The following is a 17389-nucleotide window of genomic DNA, read 5'->3' on the forward strand; positions in this document are numbered from 1 at the left end:
CAATACGATGGAGCCACTAAGCGACATGAACGGCATTCATGTCGAAAGCCGGCGCCGGCTGCCAATAGGGTATGCGCTATGTTGCGGCCGCCGGCCGGCTGATCTACTTTGCGGCGGCGACTGTTCGCCGCAAAGGAGAGGCTATGACGTTGAAAAGAATATCGCTGGTGATCGGCTGCGCGGTCCTGCTGGCCGCGAGCGCAGTCCAGGCGCAGGTCAAGAGCTACGACTCGACCAAGAAGGAGTTCTGGGAGAAGCCGCCGCCGGACTGGTTCCTGGGCGACGAGACCGAAGCGCAGAAGGGCCTGGCGCCGCCGGCCGGCCCGGCGCTGCCGGCCTCGATGGAGGAACTGCAGAAGAACCTGAAGGCGATCAAGCTGCCGGCGGGCTTCAGCATCAGCGTGTACGCGCAGGGCGTCAACAGCGCACGGCAGATGGCCTGGGGCGACAAGGGCACGCTGTTCGTCGGCTCGTTCAGCGCCGGCTCGGTCTACGCCGTCACCGACAGCGGCGGCAAGAAGGAGGTCAAGACCGTCCTCAAGGGCCTGCAGATGCCCACCGGGATCGCCTTCCGGGACGGCGCGCTGTACGTCGCCGACATCAACAAGATCATGCGTTACGACAACGCCGAGGCCAGCCTGGACAACCTGGGTGCGGGCAAGGTGGTGTACGACGACATGCCCCCCTACGTCGCGCACGGCTGGAAGTACCTGACCTTCGACAAGGACGGCTGGCTCTATGTGCCGTTCGGCCCGCCGTGCAACGAGTGCCTGCCGCCCACCAGCCTGTCGCAGGTGCGCCGGGTCAACCCCAAGACCGGCGAGGCGGAGATCGTGGCGATCGGCGTGCGCAACAGCGTCGGCGGCGACGTCGATCCGCGCAGCGGCAAGTACTGGTTCACCGAGAACGCCCGCGACTGGATCAGCGACGAGCTGCCCAGCGACAAGCTCAACCGCATCGACCGGATCGGCTCGCATTACGGCTATCCGTATTGCCACCAGGGCGACCTGCCGGACCCGAAGTACGCGATGGGCCACAAGTGCTCCGAGTTCACGCCCCCGGCGCTCAAGCTCGGCGCGCACGTGGCGCCGCTGGGCATGAAGTTCTACACCGGCAGCCAGTTCCCGGCGCAATACCGCAACAACATCTTCATCGCGGAGCACGGCTCCTGGAACCGCCACAAGTACCAGGGCGGCCGGATCATGCGCGTCATCACCGACCCGCAGGGCAAGAGCATCAAGCAGGAGGTGTTCGCCAGCGGCTGGATCAGCGGCGACCAGAGCTACACCGGCCGCCCGGCCGACGTGGTGGTTGCCGCCGACGGCTCGCTGCTGATCGCGGACGACTGGGCCGGCGCGATCTACCGCATCAGCTACGGAAAATGACGATGTCTTCCCGGCGGGAGGCCGGGATGACAAATAATGGGCGGATGAAATTCGCTCAAATGTTCTGCGTGGCGGCGCTGCTGGCCGGCGCCGCCACCGGCCCGATGGCCGCCGACCTCGCGGCCGGCGCGGCCAAGGCCCAGGTCTGCTTTGCCTGCCACGGGCCGGCCGGCATCTCCCAGATGGCGGAGACGCCGTCGCTGGCCGGCCAGCCCGACGGCTTCATCCAGTGGCAACTGGTGTTCTTTCGCAGCGGCGTGCGCAAGAGCCCGGTGATGCAGCCGCTGGCCGCAACGCTCAAGGACGACGAGATCCGCAACCTGGCCGCCTTCTTCGCGGCCCAGGCGCCGGCCAAGGCCGATCCCGCGGCCAAGGGCGAGGAGGCGCTGCTGGCCGCCGGCCGCAAGCTGGCGCAGGCCAACCGCTGCGCCAACTGCCACCGCGACGACTTTTCCGGCATCCCGGCCCAGGCGACGCCGCGGCTGGCGGGCCAGCGCGAGGACTACCTGGTCAAGGCGCTGCGCGAATTCAAGGGCGGCCAGCGCAGCGGCGGCGCCATGGCGGCGATGGCCGACGTGGTGTACCCGCTCAAGGACGACGACCTGCGCGCGCTGGCGCATTTCCTGGCGCACGTTCCATCCTGAGCTGATGCAGCTCAAGGACATCGACCTCAACCTGCTGCGCCTGTTCGATGCGGTCTACCGCCAGCGCAGCGTCAGCCGCGCCGCCGAATCGCTGGAGCTGACCCAGCCGGCCGCCAGCCACGGCCTGACGCGGCTGCGGCTGCTGATCAAGGACCCGCTGTTCGTGCGCGCGCCCGGCGGCGTGCAGCCCACGCCCAAGGCGGACCGGCTGGCGCAGGCGGTGCGCAGCGCGCTCGGCACGCTGGAGGAGGCGCTCAGCGATTCGGCGGAGTTCGACCCGCAGCGCTCGCGCAAGTCGTTCCGCATCCACATGAGCGACATCGGCGAGGGCCGCTTCCTGCCCGACCTGATGGTGCTGCTGCGCGAGCAGGCGCCCGGGGTGCGGGTGGAGACGATGCCGATGCCGCGCGACGAGATCACCGACGCGCTGGACAGCGGCCGGATCGACTTCGCCTTCGGCTTCCTGCCGAGCGTGAAGGAAACGCAGCGGACGCAGCTGCTCAGGGACCGCTACATCGTGATGCTGCGCAAGGGCCATCCCTTCACCCGGCGCAAGCGCAGCGGCAAGGCGCTGCTGGAGGACCTCAAGCAGCTGGAATTCGTGGCCGTGCGCACCCACGCCGACACGCTGCGCATCCTGCACCTGCTGAACCTGGAGGACCGGCTGCGCCTGACCACCGAGCACTTCATGGTGCTGCCGTCGATCGTCAAGGCGACCGACCTGGCGGTGGTGATGCCGCGCAACATCGCCCGCGGCTTCGCCGAGGGCGGCGGCTATGCGATCGTCGAGCCGGCGCTGCCGCTGCGCGATTTTGCCGTGGCGCTGCACTGGAGCAAGCGCTTCGAATCGGATCCGGGCAACCGCTGGCTGCGCCAGGCGATCGTGGCGCTGTACCGCGGCTGAGGCCGTTGCCCGGCGGCCTGCAGAAGGCGGCGACAATCGCTGCAAACACCCAGGAGACTTCCGTATGAAACGCCGCGACATGCTGCTGGCCGCTTCCGCCCTGGCGGCCAGCCACCCCCTGTGGGCCCAGGCTGCCTATCCCAACAAGCCGGTCCGCTACATCGTGCCGGTCGCCGCCGGCGGCGGCAGCGACATGGTGGGCCGCACCGTCACCGAGCGCTGGGGCAAGCTGCTGGGCCAGACCTTCGTGGTCGACAACCAGGGCGGCGGCGGCGGCGTCATCGCCAGCCAGAACACCGCGCGTTCGGCGCCCGACGGCTACACGCTGATGCAGGGTTACGTCGCCACCCATGGCACCAGCCCCGCCACGCGCAAGCTCCCCTACGACGCGGTGCGCGACTTCACGCCGATCGGCATGATCGGCGCCACGCCCAACGTGCTGGTGGTCAACACCTCGCTGCCGGTGACCACGGTCGCCGAGTTCGTCGCATACGTGAAGAAGAACCCCGGCCGCATCAGCTACGGCTCGGCCGGCCAGGGCTCGCTGACCCACCTGACCATGGAGCTGTTCAAGCAGCAGATCAACTCGTACATGGTCCACATCCCGTACCGCGGCATCTCGCCGGCCTTCACCGACTTGATCGGCGGCCAGACCCAGGCGATGTTCCCAGGGCTGGCGGCGGCGGTGCCGCACATCCGCTCCGGCCGGGTGCGGCCGCTGGCCGTCACCGGCCTGAAGCGCCACCCGCAGTTCAAGGACCTGCCGACGCTGGACGAGTCCGGCTTCAAGGGCTTCGACGCCCAGCAGTGGTACGGCGTGGTCGGCCCGGCCGGCATCCCGGCGCCGATCGTGCACCAGCTCAATGACACGCTGGCCGCCGTGCTGCGGGCGCCGGACCTGAGCGAGAAGCTGGCGGTCGAGGCGATCGAGCCGATCGTGATGACGCCCGAGCAGTTCGGCGAATTCATCAAACGCGACATCGCCCGCTGGACCGCGCTGGCCAAGGCCCGCAACATCCACCTGGATTCCTGAGCCGCAGCGCGGCTTTCCTTGCGTTTTTCTTCCCTTCGAGTTCACACATCCATGGCCCGCAATACCCAGGTCGCAGCCGACCACAACGCCCCGCCCATCACCCAGATCCTGGCCGAATTCGTCGCCACCCATCCCTCGCGCGGCTGGAGCGACGCGGTGGACCACGAGGCGCACCGCACCTTCCTGAACTGGCTGGGCTGCGCGGTCGGCGCGGCCAGGCACGAAGCAGCCGACGCCGCGCTGGCGGCGGTGCGCATGCTGGAGCCGTCGCCGCAGGCGACGGTGCTCGGGCGCAAGGACCGGGTCGACATGGCGAGCGCGGCGCTGGTCAACGGCATCACCTCGCACACCTTCGACTTCGACGACACCCACCTCAAGACCATCATCCACCCGGCCGGGCCGGTGGCGTCGGCGGCGCTGGCACTGGCCGAGCGCCAGCGCTCGTCGGGCCGCGAGCTGCTCGACGCGCTGGTGCTGGGCATCGACGTGTCGTGCCGCGTCGGCAACATGATGTACCCGGAGCACTACGACCGCGGCTGGCACATCACCGGGTCCACCGGCATGCTCGGCGCGGCCGCCGCCTGCGCGCGCCTGCTGCGGCTCGACGCCCGCCAGACCCAGATGGCCCTGGGCATCGCGGCCTCGCAGCCGGTGGGCATGCGCGAGCAGTTCGGCACCATGACCAAGCCCTTCCACCCGGGCGGCGCGGCGCGCGCCGGCCTGATGTCGGCGCTGCTGGCCAGCCAGGGCTTCACCGCCAGCCCGAAGGCACTGGAGGCGCCGCGCGGCTACGCGCAGACGGTCTCCACCAAGAACGACTGGAGCCAGGTCACCGGCGAGCTGGGGCAGCGCTTCGAGATCTCGTTCAACAGCTACAAGCCGTTCGCCTGCGGCATCGTGATCCATCCGAGCATCGACGCCTGCGTGCAGCTGCGCGAGCAGGGCGTGCGGCCGGAGCAGGTGGAGCGGATCGAGCTCAAGGTGCATTCGCTGGTGCTGGAACTCACCGGCAAGAAGGAACCGGCCGACGGCCTGCAGGCCAAGTTCAGCGTCTACCACGGCTGCGCCGCCGGCCTGATGTTCGGCCGCGCCGCCGAGGACGAATTCTCCGACGCGGTGGTGACCCGCTCCGACATGGTGGCGCTGCGCCGCAAGGTGGTGGCGACGGTGGACGATGCGATCGACGAAGCCAGCGTGGACGTCACGGCCGTGCTCACCGACGGCCGGCGCGTCCACGTGTTCGTCAAGAACGCCATCGGCTCGATCGAGAACCCGATGACCGACGCGCTGCTGGAAGGCAAGTTCCACGGCCTGTCCGATGCGGTGCTGGGCGCCGACGCCACCGGCAAGCTGATCGAAGCCTGCTGGGACCTGGGTGAAGCGAAGGACGTGCAGGCGCTGGTGGCGCTGGCCGTCCCGCGCTGAGAGCCGGCCGTGGCCGGGCTTGAACTCGCCGTCATCGACGTCAAGCCCGGCGCGGCGCTGGAAAGCCAGTCCGGCCTGCAGCTGCTGCGGCCGCGGATCTACGGCGCCTGGGCCCGGCCTGCCGGTCCGCCGAAGGTGGCGGCGATCGTCATGCATCCGGCCAGCAACTTCATGGGCCATTACCTGATCGAGCCGCTGGCCGAGCGCGGCGTGGCCTGCATGGGGCTGAACTCGCGCTACGCCGGCAGCGACACGCTGCTGCTGATGGAGCGGGTGATCCAGGACCTGGGCGCCGGCGTGCAGTTCCTGCGGGCGCAGGGCTACGACAAGGTGGTGCTGGTGGGCAACTCCGGCGGCGCCTCGCTGTCGGCGTTCTACCAGGCGCAGGCCGAGCAGCTCACGATCGAGACCATGGTGGACGGCGACCCGGCCCGGCTGTCGCCGGCCGACCTGCCACCGGTGCAGGGGCTGGCGCTGTGCGCCGCGCACGAAGGCCGCTCGACGCTGATGCGCAACTGGATCGACCCCTCGGTGATCGACGAGCACGATGCGCTGGCCGCCGATCCCGCGCTCGACATGTACGACCCGGCCAACGGCCCGCCGTATGCGCCGCAGTTCCTGGCGCGCTTCCAGGCCGGCCAGCACGCGCGGCTGGCGCGGATCGAGCGCTGGGTGGACGAGCGGCTGCGCCTGTTGCGCAGCCAGGCCGCGCCGGGCAGTGCGCGCGACGAGGCCTTCCTGATCTACCGCACCCACGCCGATCCGCGCTGCCTGGACCTGTCGCTCGACGCCAACGACCGGCAACAGGGCAGCGTCTGGGGCAACGGTGCGGCCGGCGCCCGGGCGGTGAATTACGCGGCCAGCCAGATGGGGCGCATCGCCTCGCTCACCGGCTTCCTGTCGCAGTGGTCCTCGCGCAGCCGTGCCGACGGCCCGTCCAACCTGGCTAGGACCAGCGTGCCGGTGCTGCTGTGCACCTACACCGCGGACCAGTCCACCTTTCCGAGCACCAGGCAGGCCTGGATGGATGCGGCGGGGCCGCGGCTGCGCAACGTGGACATCGCCGGCGGCAACCACTACCTCGCGGGACAGCCGGCGCTGGTGGCGCAGGTGGCCGACGCGATGGCCGGCTGGATCAGGGCGATCTAGATTCGCCCGCCTTGCGCAGCAGCAGCTCGCGCTCGCGCGCATTGCCCGCCAGCGCGGCGGCCTTCTCGAATTCGGCGCGCGCCTCCCGGTGCCGCCCCATCTTGGCCAGCAGGTCGGCGCGCACGCTGGGCAGCCACTGGTAGCCCCGCAGCGAGGGTTCGTCGACCAGGGCATCGACGATGGCCAGCCCGTGCTCCGGCCCGAAGGCCATGCCGACCGCGACCGCGCGATTGAGTTCCACCACCGGCGACGGCGCCACCTGCGCCAGCGCGTCGTAGAGCGCGGCGATGCGCTGCCAGTCGGTCTCCTGCGCCGCCGGAGCGCGGGCATGGCAGGCGGCGATCGCGGCCTGCAGCGCGTAGGGCCCGAACGCGCCGCCCAGCGCGCCGGCGCGCTCCAGCGCCGCCAGCCCGCGGCGGATCAGCAGCCGGTCCCAGCGGCCGCGGTCCTGCTCCAGCAGCAGTACCGGCTTGCCGTCGCCATCGATGCGGGCCGCCGCGCGCGATGCCTGCAGTTCCATCAGCGCCACCAGGGCGTGGACCTCGGCCTGCTGCGGCGCCAGCTCCGCCAGCATGCGTCCCAGCCGGATCGCCTCGTTGCTCAGCTCCGGGCGCATCCAGTCCTGGCCGGCGGTGGCGGTGTAACCCTCGTTGAACACCAGGTACACGACCTCCAGCACCGACGCCAGCCGCTCCTGCAGCGCGTCGGCGCGCGGCACCTCGAACGGGATGCGGGCCTCGCCCAGGGTGCGCTTGGCGCGCACGATGCGCTGGGCGATGGTCGGTTCCGGCACGAGGAAGGCGCGCGCGATCTCCTGGGTGCTCAGGCCGCCCAGCAGCTTGAGCGTCAGCGCCACCCGCGCATCCTTGGACAGCACCGGGTGGCAGGCGGTGAAGATCAGCCGCAGCAGGTCGTCGCCGATGTCGCCCTCGCGCGCCGCGTCCAGGCCGTCGACGAAGTCCGGCACCACCAGCGCCTGCTGCGCTTCCAGGTCCTGGCCGATCTGTTCCAGCTTGGCGGCCAGCGACTTGTCGCGCCGCAGCCGGTCCAGCGCCTTGTTCTTGGCGGTAGCCATCAGCCAGGCGCCCGGCTTGTCCGGCACGCCCTGGGCCGGCCAGTGTTCCAGCGCGGAGACCAGCGCGTCCTGCGCCAGTTCCTCGGCCACGCCGATGTCGCGCACCATGCGGGCGACGCCGGCGACGATCTTGGCCGACTCGATCCGCCAGACGGCGTCGATCGCAGCGTGGGTGGGGGGGTGCATCGCGCGCAGGGGAAGCTGGCGTCAGCCCATGCCGAGCTTGCGAAGGCGCCGGGTCTGCTCGGTGTCGCCGAAGTCTTCCAGCTCGTACAGCTGGCGCACCTCGATGTCCGCTTCCTGCCCGCGGCCCATCGGATTGGGAAAGCGGCGCGCCCATTCCAGCGCCTCCTCGCGCGAGCGCACCTGGATCAGCGTGTAGCCGGCCACCACTTCCTTGCTCTCGGCGAATGGCCCGTCGGTGACGGTGCGGCGGTCGCCGGCCCCGTAGTGGATCCGCCAGCCCAAGCGGCTGGGCCGCAGGCCGGCGCCATCGAGCAGCACGCCGGCCTTGGCCAGCGCCTCGTGGTAGCCGGCCATGTCGGCCATCAGCTGCTGGTCCGGCATCGCGCCGGGTCCCTCGGCCTCGGTCTGCGGCGTCGCCTTGACGAAGATCATGAATCGCATGTCGCTGCTCCTGGGATGGCTTCATCCCTACGACGAAGCGGGGCCGGCGGAATCGACAGGGCGGCCAGGATTCTTTACATGAAGCAGGGGCCCACGGCCCGCACCTCCACCGTCGCCCATTCGCTGGCCGGGCAGCGGCCGGCGATCGCGACCGCCTGCTCGCGGCTGTCGCAATTGAGCAGGTAGAAGCCGCCGATCATCTCCTTGGCTTCGGCGAACGGCCCGTCCAGCACCTGGGCCTTGCCGCCGCGCACCTTGACGCGGGCGGCGTCGCGCTGCGAGGTCAGCGACTCGACGCCCAGCAGCACGCCCTCGGACTCGAGCTCCCGGCTGAAGTCGACCATCCGCTGGTACACCGCCTCCCCCTGCGCCTTGGTGCGAGTGCCGCGCTGCGCCGGATCCTCGACGATCAACAACATGTAGCTCATGGCAGCTCCATCCCCGCTACGGGCGGGGAAAGGGCGATTATGTCGGGCGCCGGCCGCTGGCGCCCATCGCGGCCGCCAGCCGCTCCAGGTCGGCGTCGGACAGCAGCCGCGCCGCCATCGGCAGCAGTTCGCCGTCCTCGGTCGCCACGCCGGCCTTGCAATGGTCGATGAAGGCCTCGATCGCGTGCACCGGCAGCGCCGCGGCCCGGCCCGCGGCCAGGTCCACCACCGCGGGCCGCAGGCCCAGCCACAGCCGCCGCAGCTCGCGGTGCTGCAGGGCCAGGCCGTCGGTGATCTCGTGCAGGCAGACCGCGTCGGAGCCGGCCATCGACTCGATCAGCGCCGGGAACAGCACCTGCTCCTGGGCCGCCTGCTGGGCCGGCACCACCGCGTCGAAGAAGTGCAGCAGCCGCGCGGTGGCGGCGCCCGCCTCGGCGTCGAAGCCGCATTCGCCCACGTACAGCGCCAGCCGGCGCAGGGCCGCGCAATGGTGCAGCAGGCGCCGGTTGCAGGCGGCCATCGCATCGAGCGGCGGCTCGGTGCCGGGCGGCGGCTCGTGGATCTCGGGAAAGGCCTGTGGCATGGCTGCCAATCTAGCACCGCGGGGGCAATCCATGGGCCGGCCGCACGTTGTCACCTTTTGCCGTCCACTTGCGTCTAACCGACAGAACCTGGAACCAAAGCAATGAACGAGCTGCCATCCAATGGAATTTCCGCCGCACCGGCCGCCAGCGACCTGGCGTTGGCGACGAGCGCCGCCAACGGCGACGCGCTGGCCTTCGAGCTGATCGTGCGGCGCCACAACCGGCTGCTGTTTCGCACCGCGCGCGGCGTGGTGCCCGACGACGCCGAGGCGCAGGACGTGGTGCAGGAGACCTGGCTGCGCGCCTTCGCCAGGCTGGGCAGCTTCCGCGGCGAAGCGGCGCTGGGCACCTGGCTGGCCCGGATGGCCATCAACCTCGCGATCAGCTCGCAGCGCCGCAAGGGCCGGCTGGTCCAGCTCGACGACGACGCCACCCCGGACCAAGCCATGGAACTGCCCAACATGCCCGCCAACGAAAGTCCCGACGCCAGCGCCGAGCGCGGCGAGATGCGGGCGCTGCTGCAGGCCTCCATCGAAGGCCTGCCGGCGATCTACCGCAGCGTCTTCATGCTGCGCGCGGTCGAGGACATGAGCGTGGAGGAAGCGGCGTTCTGCCTGGGCGTGAGCCAGGACGTGGTCAAGACGCGCTTCCTGCGGGCCCGCGCGCTGCTGCGCGAGGAGCTGGCGACCCGCATCGAGACCGGTGCCCACGACACCTTTGCCTTCGCCGGCGCCCGCTGCGACGCGGTGCTGGCCCACGTGATGGGCGAGCTGCAGCGGCAGGGCCTGCTGCGCCGCCCCTGAATTTCCCCCTTCAACCCCGAAAGAGACATCCATGAACACCAGGCTCGTCATCGCACCGTCGCAACTTCTCATCGCGCGGCGCCGCGCCCTTTCCGTCACCGGCGCCGTGTTGTCGGCCGGTGCCGTTGCCCTGCTCGGGGGCCGCGACGCGATGGCCGCCGGCAACAAGGCCACGCCGGCCCAGCTCGAAGGCGATGTGCGCATCCTCAACAGCGCGCTCGGCGCCGAGCTCGAAGCCATCGCCGCCTACCAGGTCGGCGCCGACAGCGGCCTGCTGTCGGCCGGGGTGCTGCCGGTGGCCGTGCAGTTCCAGGGCCACCACAAGGAGCACGCCGATGCGCTGGCAGCGACGGTGAAGAAGCTCGGTGGCACGCCGGTCGCGGCCAAGGCCAAGTACAACTTCCCGGTCGAGAAGCTGAAGAACCAGAACGACGTGCTGCGCTTCGCCGCCGGCTTGGAGAAGGGCGCGATCTCGGCCTATCTCGGCGCCGTGCCGCTGTTCAGCGACAAGGCCCTGTCGCAGGTCGCGGCCAGCATCCTGGGCGACGAAGCGATGCACTGGGCCGTGCTGCGCCAGGTGCTGGGCGAGTCGCCGGCCGTGCCGTCGGCGTTCATGTCGTGAGCGCGCGCCGCGCCGCGGCCGCACTCGCGCTGGGATGGATCGCATCGGCCGCCGCGGCGGCCCCGGATGCGGCCGCCCTGCAGCGCGGCGAGCAGGTGTATGCCCGCTGCGCCGCCTGCCACTCGATCGAGGGCAACCGCACCGGCCCGCAGCACTGCGGGCTGTTCGGGCGCCGCGCCGGGACCGCGCCCGGCTTCCAGATGTATTCGAAGGCGATGCGCGCCAGCAACATCGTCTGGGACGCTCGTACCCTCGACCGCTTCCTGCAGGACCCTATGAAGGCCGTGCCGGGCACCGCGATGGGCTATGCCGGCGTCAAGGACCCGAAGGAGCGCGGCGACCTGATCGCCTGGCTGCACGAAGCGAGCCGGCCCGGCACCAACTGCAAGCTGTCGCAGTGAGGTCGCGCCGTCCCGGCGCCACGCCGGGACGGACTGCGCGTTGAGTGGCCGGATGAAGATCATCGATGTCGCTGGCCATCGCCGCCGGCCTGGGGCTGGGCGGCAACGAGTCCTATCCCGACCTGTTCCAGCCCGATGGCGGTTTTCCGGACGGCGTCAAGGTCGTCGACAGCCATGTAGTGCCCGAGTTGCCCGGCATCGGCTTCGAGGGCAAGTCCGACCTGTACGCGCAGATGAAGGCGCTGGCGGCCTGAGCCTCAGCCGCGCGCTTGCGGCACGGCGAAGCAGGCGTCGTCCTGTGCCGATAAACTGCGGCCACAGCCTCACCGAAGGAGCCCGCGTGCTGAAAGATCTCTCCCCCTTCCCCGTCACCAAGAGGTGGCCGGCCCAGTTTCCCGAGCGCATCCAGCTCTATTCGCTGCCCACGCCCAACGGCGTCAAGGCCTCGATCATGCTGGAGGAGACCGGCCTGCCGTACGAGCCGCACCTGGTCAACTTCGCCAGCAACGACCAGACCACGCCGGAGTTCCTGTCGATCAACCCCAACAACAAGATCCCGGCCATCCTCGATCCGGAAGGGCCGGGCGGCAAGCCGCTGGCGCTGTTCGAATCGGGCGCGATCCTGATCTACCTGGCCGACAAGACCGGCCAGTTCCTGCCCGAGCACGGCGCCGGCCGCTACGAGACGCTGCAATGGCTGATGTTCCAGATGGGCGGCATCGGGCCGATGTTCGGCCAGCTCGGCTTCTTCCACAAGTTCGCCGGCAAGGACTACGAGGACAAGCGCCCGCGCGACCGCTACGTCGAGGAAGCCAAGCGGCTGCTGAACGTGCTGAACCAGCGCATGGAAGGCCGCAAGTGGCTGATGGGCGACGACTACAGCATCGCCGACATCGCCACCTGGCCGTGGGTGCGCAACCTGTATGGCTTCTACGGCGCCGGCGACTTGGTCGGCATCTCCAACTTCCCCAACCTGACGCGCACGGTCGATGCGTTCGTCGCCCGGCCCGCGGTCGCCAGGGGGCTGGAGATTCCGAAGCGGCCGGCCGCATGAAGCAGCATCGCCTGGCCGCCGACGTCGGCAGCGTGCACTGGGGCTGGTTCGACGCGGCGCTGGCGCCGGTGCTGACCATCGAGAGCGGCGACCGCGTGACGGTGGAGACGGTGTCGGGCGGCGTGTCCAACCTGCCGGGCGCCGGCTACCACGTGCCGCCGGAACTGCACCGCATCCACGCCGGCGTGGAGCGCCGCATGCCCGGCCACATCCTGACCGGGCCGATCGCGGTGCGCGGCGCGCAGCCGGGCGACGTGCTGGAGATCCGGATCCTGGACATCCGGCTGCGGCAGGACTGGGGCTACACCTACGTGCGGCCGCTGGCCGGGGCGCTGCCCAACGACTTCGCCGCCTTCGAGCAGATGATCGTGCGGCTGGACCGCGAGCGCAATGTCGGCGTCCTGCCCTGGGGCACCGAGCTGCCGCTGCGGCCCTTCTTCGGCGTGATGGGGGTGGCGCCGCCGCCGGCCTGGGGAATGATCTCGACCATCCAGCCGCGCGCCCACGGCGGCAACCTGGACAACAAGCAGCTGGTCCCCGGCTCGACGCTGTACCTGCCGGTGCACGTCGAGGGCGGCCGGCTGTCGCTGGGCGACGGCCACGGCGTGCAGGGCGACGGCGAGGTCTGCACCACCGCGATCGAGACCGCGCTGGAAGGCACGCTGGAGATCGTGCTGCGCAAGGACCTCGACATCCGCTATCCGCAGGCCGAGACGCCGACGCACGTGATCACGATGGGCATGGACCCGGACCTGGACGACGCCGCCCAGGCGGCCCTGCGCCGGATGATCGACTACGTCGTCGCCCATTCGACGCTGTCGCGCGCGCAGGCCTTCATGCTCATGAGCCTGGCGGCCGACGTGCACGTCACCCAGCTGGTGAACGAGCACAAGGGCATCCACGTGATGCTGCCGAAGTCGGCGCTGGTGGTGCCGGACTGAAGCCGCCGGCCGGCGAGCGGGACTTTTTCGCCCGGCGGAAATCTGTTTTGTTTGACGCTTCCGGCCGGAAGCCCTAGCCTGCGCCCCAAACCACGCAGGGGCAGACAGATGACCGTATCGCTGACCGTCAACGGCACCCGCCACACCAGCCCGGCGGCGCCCGACACACCGCTGCTGTACGTGCTGCGCAACGACGTCGGCATCAACAGCGCCAAGTACGGCTGCGGGGCGGCCCACTGCGGCGCCTGCACCGTGCTGCTGGACGGCCAGCCGATCCGCTCCTGCGTCTATCCGGCCTCCGCCGCGGCCGACGGCCGGATCACCACGCTGGAAGGCCTGGGCGACCCGCAGCGGCTGCACGTGCTGCAGCGGGCGTTCATCGAGGAACAGGCCGCGCAGTGCGGCTACTGCATCGCCGGAATGATCATGTCGGCCAAGGGCCTGCTGGATCGCAATCCGCAGCCCGACGAAGCGCAGATCCGCGACGCCATGGCCGGCAACCTGTGCCGCTGCGGCACCCACACCCGCATCGTGCGCGCGATCCAGCGCGCCGCCAGGGAGCTGGCATGAAGCGGCGCGGCTTCCTGCAGGGGGGCTCGCTGACCGTTCTGTTCAGCCTGGCGCCGCTGCTGCCGGCCGTGGCGCAGGCGCCGGCCGCCGCCGTGCTGCCCGGCAGCCTGAACGGCAACCGCCAGTTGGACAGCTGGCTGCGGATCAACGCTGACGGCACGGTGACCGTGTTCACCGGCAAGGTGGAACTGGGCCAGGGCATCCTCACCGCGCTGACGCAGATCGCGGCCGACGAACTCGATGTCGACCCGAAGCGCCTGCAGCTGGTTTCCGGCGACACCTCGCGCACGCCCAACGAGGGCGTGACCTCGGGCAGCCTGTCGATCCAGGACAGCGGCACGGCACTGCAATACGCCTGCGCCGAGGCGCGCTCGCTGCTGCTGGCGGCGGCTGGCGCGAAGCTGGGCGTGCCGGTGACCGAGCTGGAGGTGAACGACGGCGTGGTGCAGGCGCGCGGCGCCGGCCGCACCACCTACTGGGAGGTGTCGGCCGACGCGTCGCTGCGGCGCGAAGCCACCGCCAAAATCGCCCCCAAGTCCGGCAAGCAGCACCGGCTGGTCGGCCAGAGCATGCAGCGGCGCGACATCCCGGCCAAGGTCACGGGCGGCCAGGCCTATGTGCAGGACCTGCGCCTGCCCGGCATGGTCCATGGCCGGGTCGTGCGCCCCGGCGCGCCCCGGGCGAAGCTGCTGGCCGTGGACATCGACGCGGCCAAGGCGATGCCCGGCGTGCTGGCCGTGGTGCGCGACGGCAGCTTCCTGGCCGTCGCCGCCAGCCGCGAGGAGCAGGCCATCGCCGCCGCCCGCGCGCTGCAGGCGAGCGCCCGCTGGAGCGCGCCCGGCGACCTGCCGCCGTCCGGCGCCGCGCTGTTCGCCCACATGCGGACCCGGCGCACGGTCGACACCGTGGTCAACGAGAAGAAGAATCCGGTTGCTGCCGACGCCCCGGCGGCCCGGCTGGTGGCCGACTACACCCGGCCCTACCAGGCGCATGCCTCCATCGGCCCGTCCTGCGCTGTCGCCCAGTGGGATGAGGGCAAGCTGCGGGTCTGGAGCCACACCCAGGGCGTGTTCCCGCTGCGCGCCGACATGGCCAAGGTGCTGCGGCTGCCGGCCGCCAGCATCACCGTGATGCACCGCGAGGGCTCGGGCTGCTACGGCCACAACGGCGCCGACGACGTGGCGCTGGATGCGGCCCTGCTGGCGCGGGCCCTGCCCGGCACGCCGGTGCGGCTGCAGTGGATGCGCGAGGACGAATTCACCTGGGAGCCGCTGGGCTCGGCGATGACCATGCAGCTGCGCGCCGCGCTCGATTCCTCCGGCAAGGTGGTGGACTGGCAGCACGAGGTCTGGAGCTACACCCACAGCACCCGTCCCAACGATCCGGACGGCAGCAACCTGCTGGCCGCCTGGTCGCTGGAGCAGCCGCTGCCGGCCGGGCCGTCCCGCAACATCCCGCAGCCCTCGGGCGGCAGCGACCGCAACGCGGTGCCGCTGTATGACTTCCCGCGGCAGAAGGTGGTGAACCACCTGCTGGTCGACCTACCGATCCGCACCTCGGCGCTGCGCACGCTGGGCGCCTATGCCAACGTCTTCGCGCTCGAATCCTTCATGGACGAACTGGCCGGCGCCGCCGGCATGGACCCGGTGGAGTTCCGGCTGGCGCACCTGCGCGATGCGCGCGGCCGGGCCGTGATCGAGAAGGCTGCAGCCATGGCGGGCTGGAGCAGGACCGTGGCTGCCGACACGCGCACGCCAGGGCCGGCGGTCCCGCCCGGCGTGCGCAAGGGCCGCGGCATGGGCTTCGCCAAATACAAGAACCTGGCCGCGTACTGCGCGGTGGTGGCCGACGTCAGCGTCGACACCCGGACCGGCGTGGTGCGGGTGGAGCGGGCCTGGGCCGCCGCCGACGCCGGGCTGGTGATCAACCCCGACGGCCTGCGCAACCAGATCGAGGGCGGCATCATCCAGTCGACCAGCTGGACGCTGCACGAATCGGCGCCGCACGACAGCAACAACCTGCTGGCGCGCAACTGGCCCGACTACCGCATCCTGCGCTTTCCCGAGATGCCGTCGGTGAAGGTGGAGCTGATCGACCGGCCGCAGGACAAGCCGCTGGGCGTGGGCGAAGGCGCGCACGGCCCCACCGTCGCCGCCATCGCCAATGCCATCGCCAGCGCCTGCGGACGGCGGCCGCGCGACCTGCCGCTGCACGCCGAGCGCATCCAGGCCCTGCTCACCTGAGCCGGCGTCCACCACAACAAAACCGGAGACCCACCCATGCAGATTTCCCGATTGACCCGCCTCGTCCTGGCCGGCGCAGCGCTTGCGGCGGCCGGTGCCGCCCTGGCGCAGGCCCCGGCCACCGCCGAGGCCCGCAACATGCGGCTGGCCGGCTACAACGACCTGCAGGGCCGCACCGCGTACCAGCCGACCATCGCGCACCAGGGACAGCGCTGGATCGCGTACGTCGGCCACCATGGCGACCGCAAGCTCAACCCGCTGACCGGCAAGGACGAAGACAACGGCACTTCGATCGTCGACGTCACCGACGTGCACAACCCGAAGTACCTGGCGCACATCCCGGGCGAGCCGGGCAAGGCGGAGCAGGGCGGCGCGCAGATGGTGCGGGTCTGCAGCGGCGCCGATCTGCCCAAGGCCGACAAGAGCAAGTTCTACATGCTGCGGGTGTTCGGCAACCAGGCGCATGAAATCTGGGACGTGACGGACCCGGCGCGGCCGTCGCTGCTGACCACCATCGGCAAGGGCCTGAAGGGCACGCACAAGAACTTCTGGGAATGCGACACCGGCATCGCCTACCTGGTGTCTGGCCATCCGCAATGGCGCACCAACCGCATGACCCAGATCTACGACCTGTCCGACCCGGCCAAGCCGGTGTTCATCCGCGACTTCGGCCTGGTCGGCCAGCAGCCCGGCGCCGGCGGCCCGGTGCCGATCGCGGTGCACGGTGCGATCTCCACCGGCCCGAAGGGCAACCGCGTCTACTTCGGCTACGGCACCAACACCGAGGGCGTGGTGCAGATCGTCGACCGCGCCAAGCTGCTCAATGGCGCCCCGGAGCCGACGGTGGAGAACCTGCTGGCGCCGCAGGTCGCGCGGCTCGACCTGCCGCCGATGCACGGCGCGCACACGGTGTTCCCGATCCCCGGCATGCCGATCGCGGAGTTCTCCAAGAACCTGCTGGGCAAGACCCGCGACTTCCTGGTGATCACCGACGAGGCGATCCAGAAGGAATGCCTGGAAGGCCGGCAGATGGCGTGGTTCGTCGACGCCACCACCGAGACCAAGCCGTTCGGCGTGGCCAGCTGGACGGTGCCCGAGCACAGCGGCAACTTCTGCTCGCGCGGCGGCCGCTTCGGCACCCATTCCTCCAACGAGAGCATGACGCCGGTCTACTACCGCAAGATCATGTTCTTCGCCCACTTCAACGCCGGCGTGCGGGCGGTGGACATCCGCGATCCCTTCAACCCGAAGGAGATCGGCTTCTACATCCCGGCCGTCAACAAGAACACGGTGGTGCTGGAGACGCCCGCCAGCATGATCGCCGCCAAGCTGCCCTACACCGAGGCGGCCAACCGGCTGGCGATCCAGACCAACAACGTGGAGGTCGACGACCGCGGCTACATCTACATCGTGGACCGCGCCAACAGCGGGATGCACATCCTGGAGCTGACCGGACCGGCGCGCGACATCGCCAACTGGCAGGCCGCCGTCCGGTAGCGGC

18 protein-coding genes and 1 pseudogene are annotated in these 17389 nt (G+C 70.5%); 15 read left to right on the forward strand and 4 right to left on the reverse strand.

What is annotated here, in order from left to right; genetic code table 11:
• Positions 1-143: 143 nt before the first annotated feature.
• The 6 genes from ACFPOE_RS05545 (at position 144) to ACFPOE_RS05570 (ending at position 6540) form a co-directional block, all read left to right on the forward strand.
• On the forward strand, positions 144-1385 hold the full coding sequence (locus ACFPOE_RS05545; RefSeq protein ID WP_376849023.1) for a PQQ-dependent sugar dehydrogenase: 1242 nt from the start codon (positions 144-146) through the stop codon (positions 1383-1385).
• Between the two features lie 44 nt (positions 1386-1429).
• Positions 1430-2029, forward strand: coding sequence for a c-type cytochrome (locus ACFPOE_RS05550; RefSeq protein ID WP_376849024.1), 600 nt, complete (start codon positions 1430-1432; stop codon positions 2027-2029).
• A gap of 4 nt (positions 2030-2033) precedes the next feature.
• Positions 2034-2933: a LysR family transcriptional regulator gene (locus ACFPOE_RS05555; RefSeq protein WP_376849025.1), complete on the forward strand. Its 900-nt coding sequence runs from the start codon at positions 2034-2036 to the stop codon at positions 2931-2933.
• Between the two features lie 64 nt (positions 2934-2997).
• A complete protein-coding gene (locus ACFPOE_RS05560) occupies positions 2998-3966 on the forward strand; it encodes a Bug family tripartite tricarboxylate transporter substrate binding protein (protein ID WP_376849026.1) in 969 nt (322 codons plus the stop codon).
• Positions 3967-4017: 51 nt separating this feature from the next.
• Positions 4018-5391: an MmgE/PrpD family protein gene (locus tag ACFPOE_RS05565; RefSeq protein WP_376849027.1), complete on the forward strand. Its 1374-nt coding sequence runs from the start codon at positions 4018-4020 to the stop codon at positions 5389-5391.
• A gap of 9 nt (positions 5392-5400) precedes the next feature.
• Entirely contained in the window at positions 5401-6540 is a 1140-nt protein-coding gene (locus ACFPOE_RS05570; protein ID WP_376849028.1) for an alpha/beta hydrolase, read from the forward strand.
• On the opposite strand, the gene ACFPOE_RS05575 is transcribed toward ACFPOE_RS05570, so the two are convergent.
• The 4 genes from ACFPOE_RS05575 to ACFPOE_RS05590 form a co-directional block, all read right to left on the reverse strand.
• Positions 6527-7801: an RNA polymerase sigma factor gene (locus ACFPOE_RS05575; RefSeq protein WP_376849029.1), complete on the reverse strand. Its 1275-nt coding sequence runs from the start codon at positions 7799-7801 to the stop codon at positions 6527-6529. The genes ACFPOE_RS05570 and ACFPOE_RS05575 overlap by 14 nt on opposite strands.
• 21 nt (positions 7802-7822) lie before the next feature.
• Positions 7823-8242: a YciI family protein gene (locus ACFPOE_RS05580; RefSeq protein WP_376849030.1), complete on the reverse strand. Its 420-nt coding sequence runs from the start codon at positions 8240-8242 to the stop codon at positions 7823-7825.
• A 74-nt stretch (positions 8243-8316) separates the two neighbouring features.
• Positions 8317-8670 (reverse strand): YciI family protein, encoded by a 354-nt coding sequence (locus ACFPOE_RS05585; protein ID WP_376849031.1) that lies wholly within the window; start codon positions 8668-8670, stop codon positions 8317-8319.
• Positions 8671-8707: 37 nt separating this feature from the next.
• Positions 8708-9253 (reverse strand): hemerythrin domain-containing protein, encoded by a 546-nt coding sequence (locus tag ACFPOE_RS05590; protein ID WP_376849032.1) that lies wholly within the window; start codon positions 9251-9253, stop codon positions 8708-8710.
• Between the two features lie 102 nt (positions 9254-9355).
• Here ACFPOE_RS05590 and ACFPOE_RS05595 point away from each other — a divergent pair, with 102 nt between their 5' ends.
• The 9 genes and pseudogenes from ACFPOE_RS05595 to ACFPOE_RS05635 all read left to right on the forward strand — a co-directional run bounded on the left by ACFPOE_RS05595 (position 9356) and on the right by ACFPOE_RS05635 (position 17385).
• Complete coding sequence (locus ACFPOE_RS05595; RefSeq protein WP_376849033.1) at positions 9356-10057, forward strand: RNA polymerase sigma factor; 702 nt, start codon at positions 9356-9358, stop codon at positions 10055-10057.
• A gap of 31 nt (positions 10058-10088) precedes the next feature.
• Positions 10089-10679 carry a ferritin-like domain-containing protein gene (locus ACFPOE_RS05600; protein WP_376849034.1) on the forward strand — a complete coding sequence of 197 codons (591 nt, stop codon included), beginning with the start codon at positions 10089-10091 and terminating at the stop codon, positions 10677-10679.
• Positions 10676-11080 (forward strand): c-type cytochrome, encoded by a 405-nt coding sequence (locus ACFPOE_RS05605; protein WP_376849035.1) that lies wholly within the window; start codon positions 10676-10678, stop codon positions 11078-11080. Before ACFPOE_RS05600 ends, ACFPOE_RS05605 begins: the two co-directional genes overlap by 4 nt.
• Positions 11081-11145: 65 nt before the next feature.
• Positions 11146-11334, forward strand: a pseudogene (locus ACFPOE_RS05610) (mandelate racemase); the annotation flags it as partial.
• A gap of 89 nt (positions 11335-11423) precedes the next feature.
• Positions 11424-12134, forward strand: a complete 711-nt coding sequence (locus tag ACFPOE_RS05615; protein WP_376849062.1) for a glutathione S-transferase N-terminal domain-containing protein — start codon at positions 11424-11426, stop codon at positions 12132-12134.
• Complete coding sequence (locus ACFPOE_RS05620; protein WP_376849036.1) at positions 12131-13075, forward strand: acetamidase/formamidase family protein; 945 nt, start codon at positions 12131-12133, stop codon at positions 13073-13075. The genes ACFPOE_RS05615 and ACFPOE_RS05620 overlap by 4 nt, the downstream gene beginning before the upstream one ends.
• Before the next feature lie 108 nt (positions 13076-13183).
• A complete protein-coding gene (locus tag ACFPOE_RS05625; RefSeq protein WP_376849037.1) occupies positions 13184-13645 on the forward strand; it encodes a (2Fe-2S)-binding protein in 462 nt (153 codons plus the stop codon).
• Entirely contained in the window at positions 13642-15888 is a 2247-nt protein-coding gene (locus ACFPOE_RS05630) for a xanthine dehydrogenase family protein molybdopterin-binding subunit (protein ID WP_376849038.1), read from the forward strand. Before ACFPOE_RS05625 ends, ACFPOE_RS05630 begins: the two co-directional genes overlap by 4 nt.
• Positions 15889-15939: 51 nt before the next feature.
• Positions 15940-17385: an LVIVD repeat-containing protein gene (locus ACFPOE_RS05635; protein ID WP_376849039.1), complete on the forward strand. Its 1446-nt coding sequence runs from the start codon at positions 15940-15942 to the stop codon at positions 17383-17385.
• Positions 17386-17389: the final 4 nt, after the last annotated feature.

Origin of the sequence: Caenimonas terrae (assembly GCF_042655405.1) — a bacterium.
Classification (GTDB): Bacteria; Pseudomonadota; Gammaproteobacteria; order Burkholderiales; family Burkholderiaceae_C; genus Ramlibacter; species Ramlibacter terrae_A.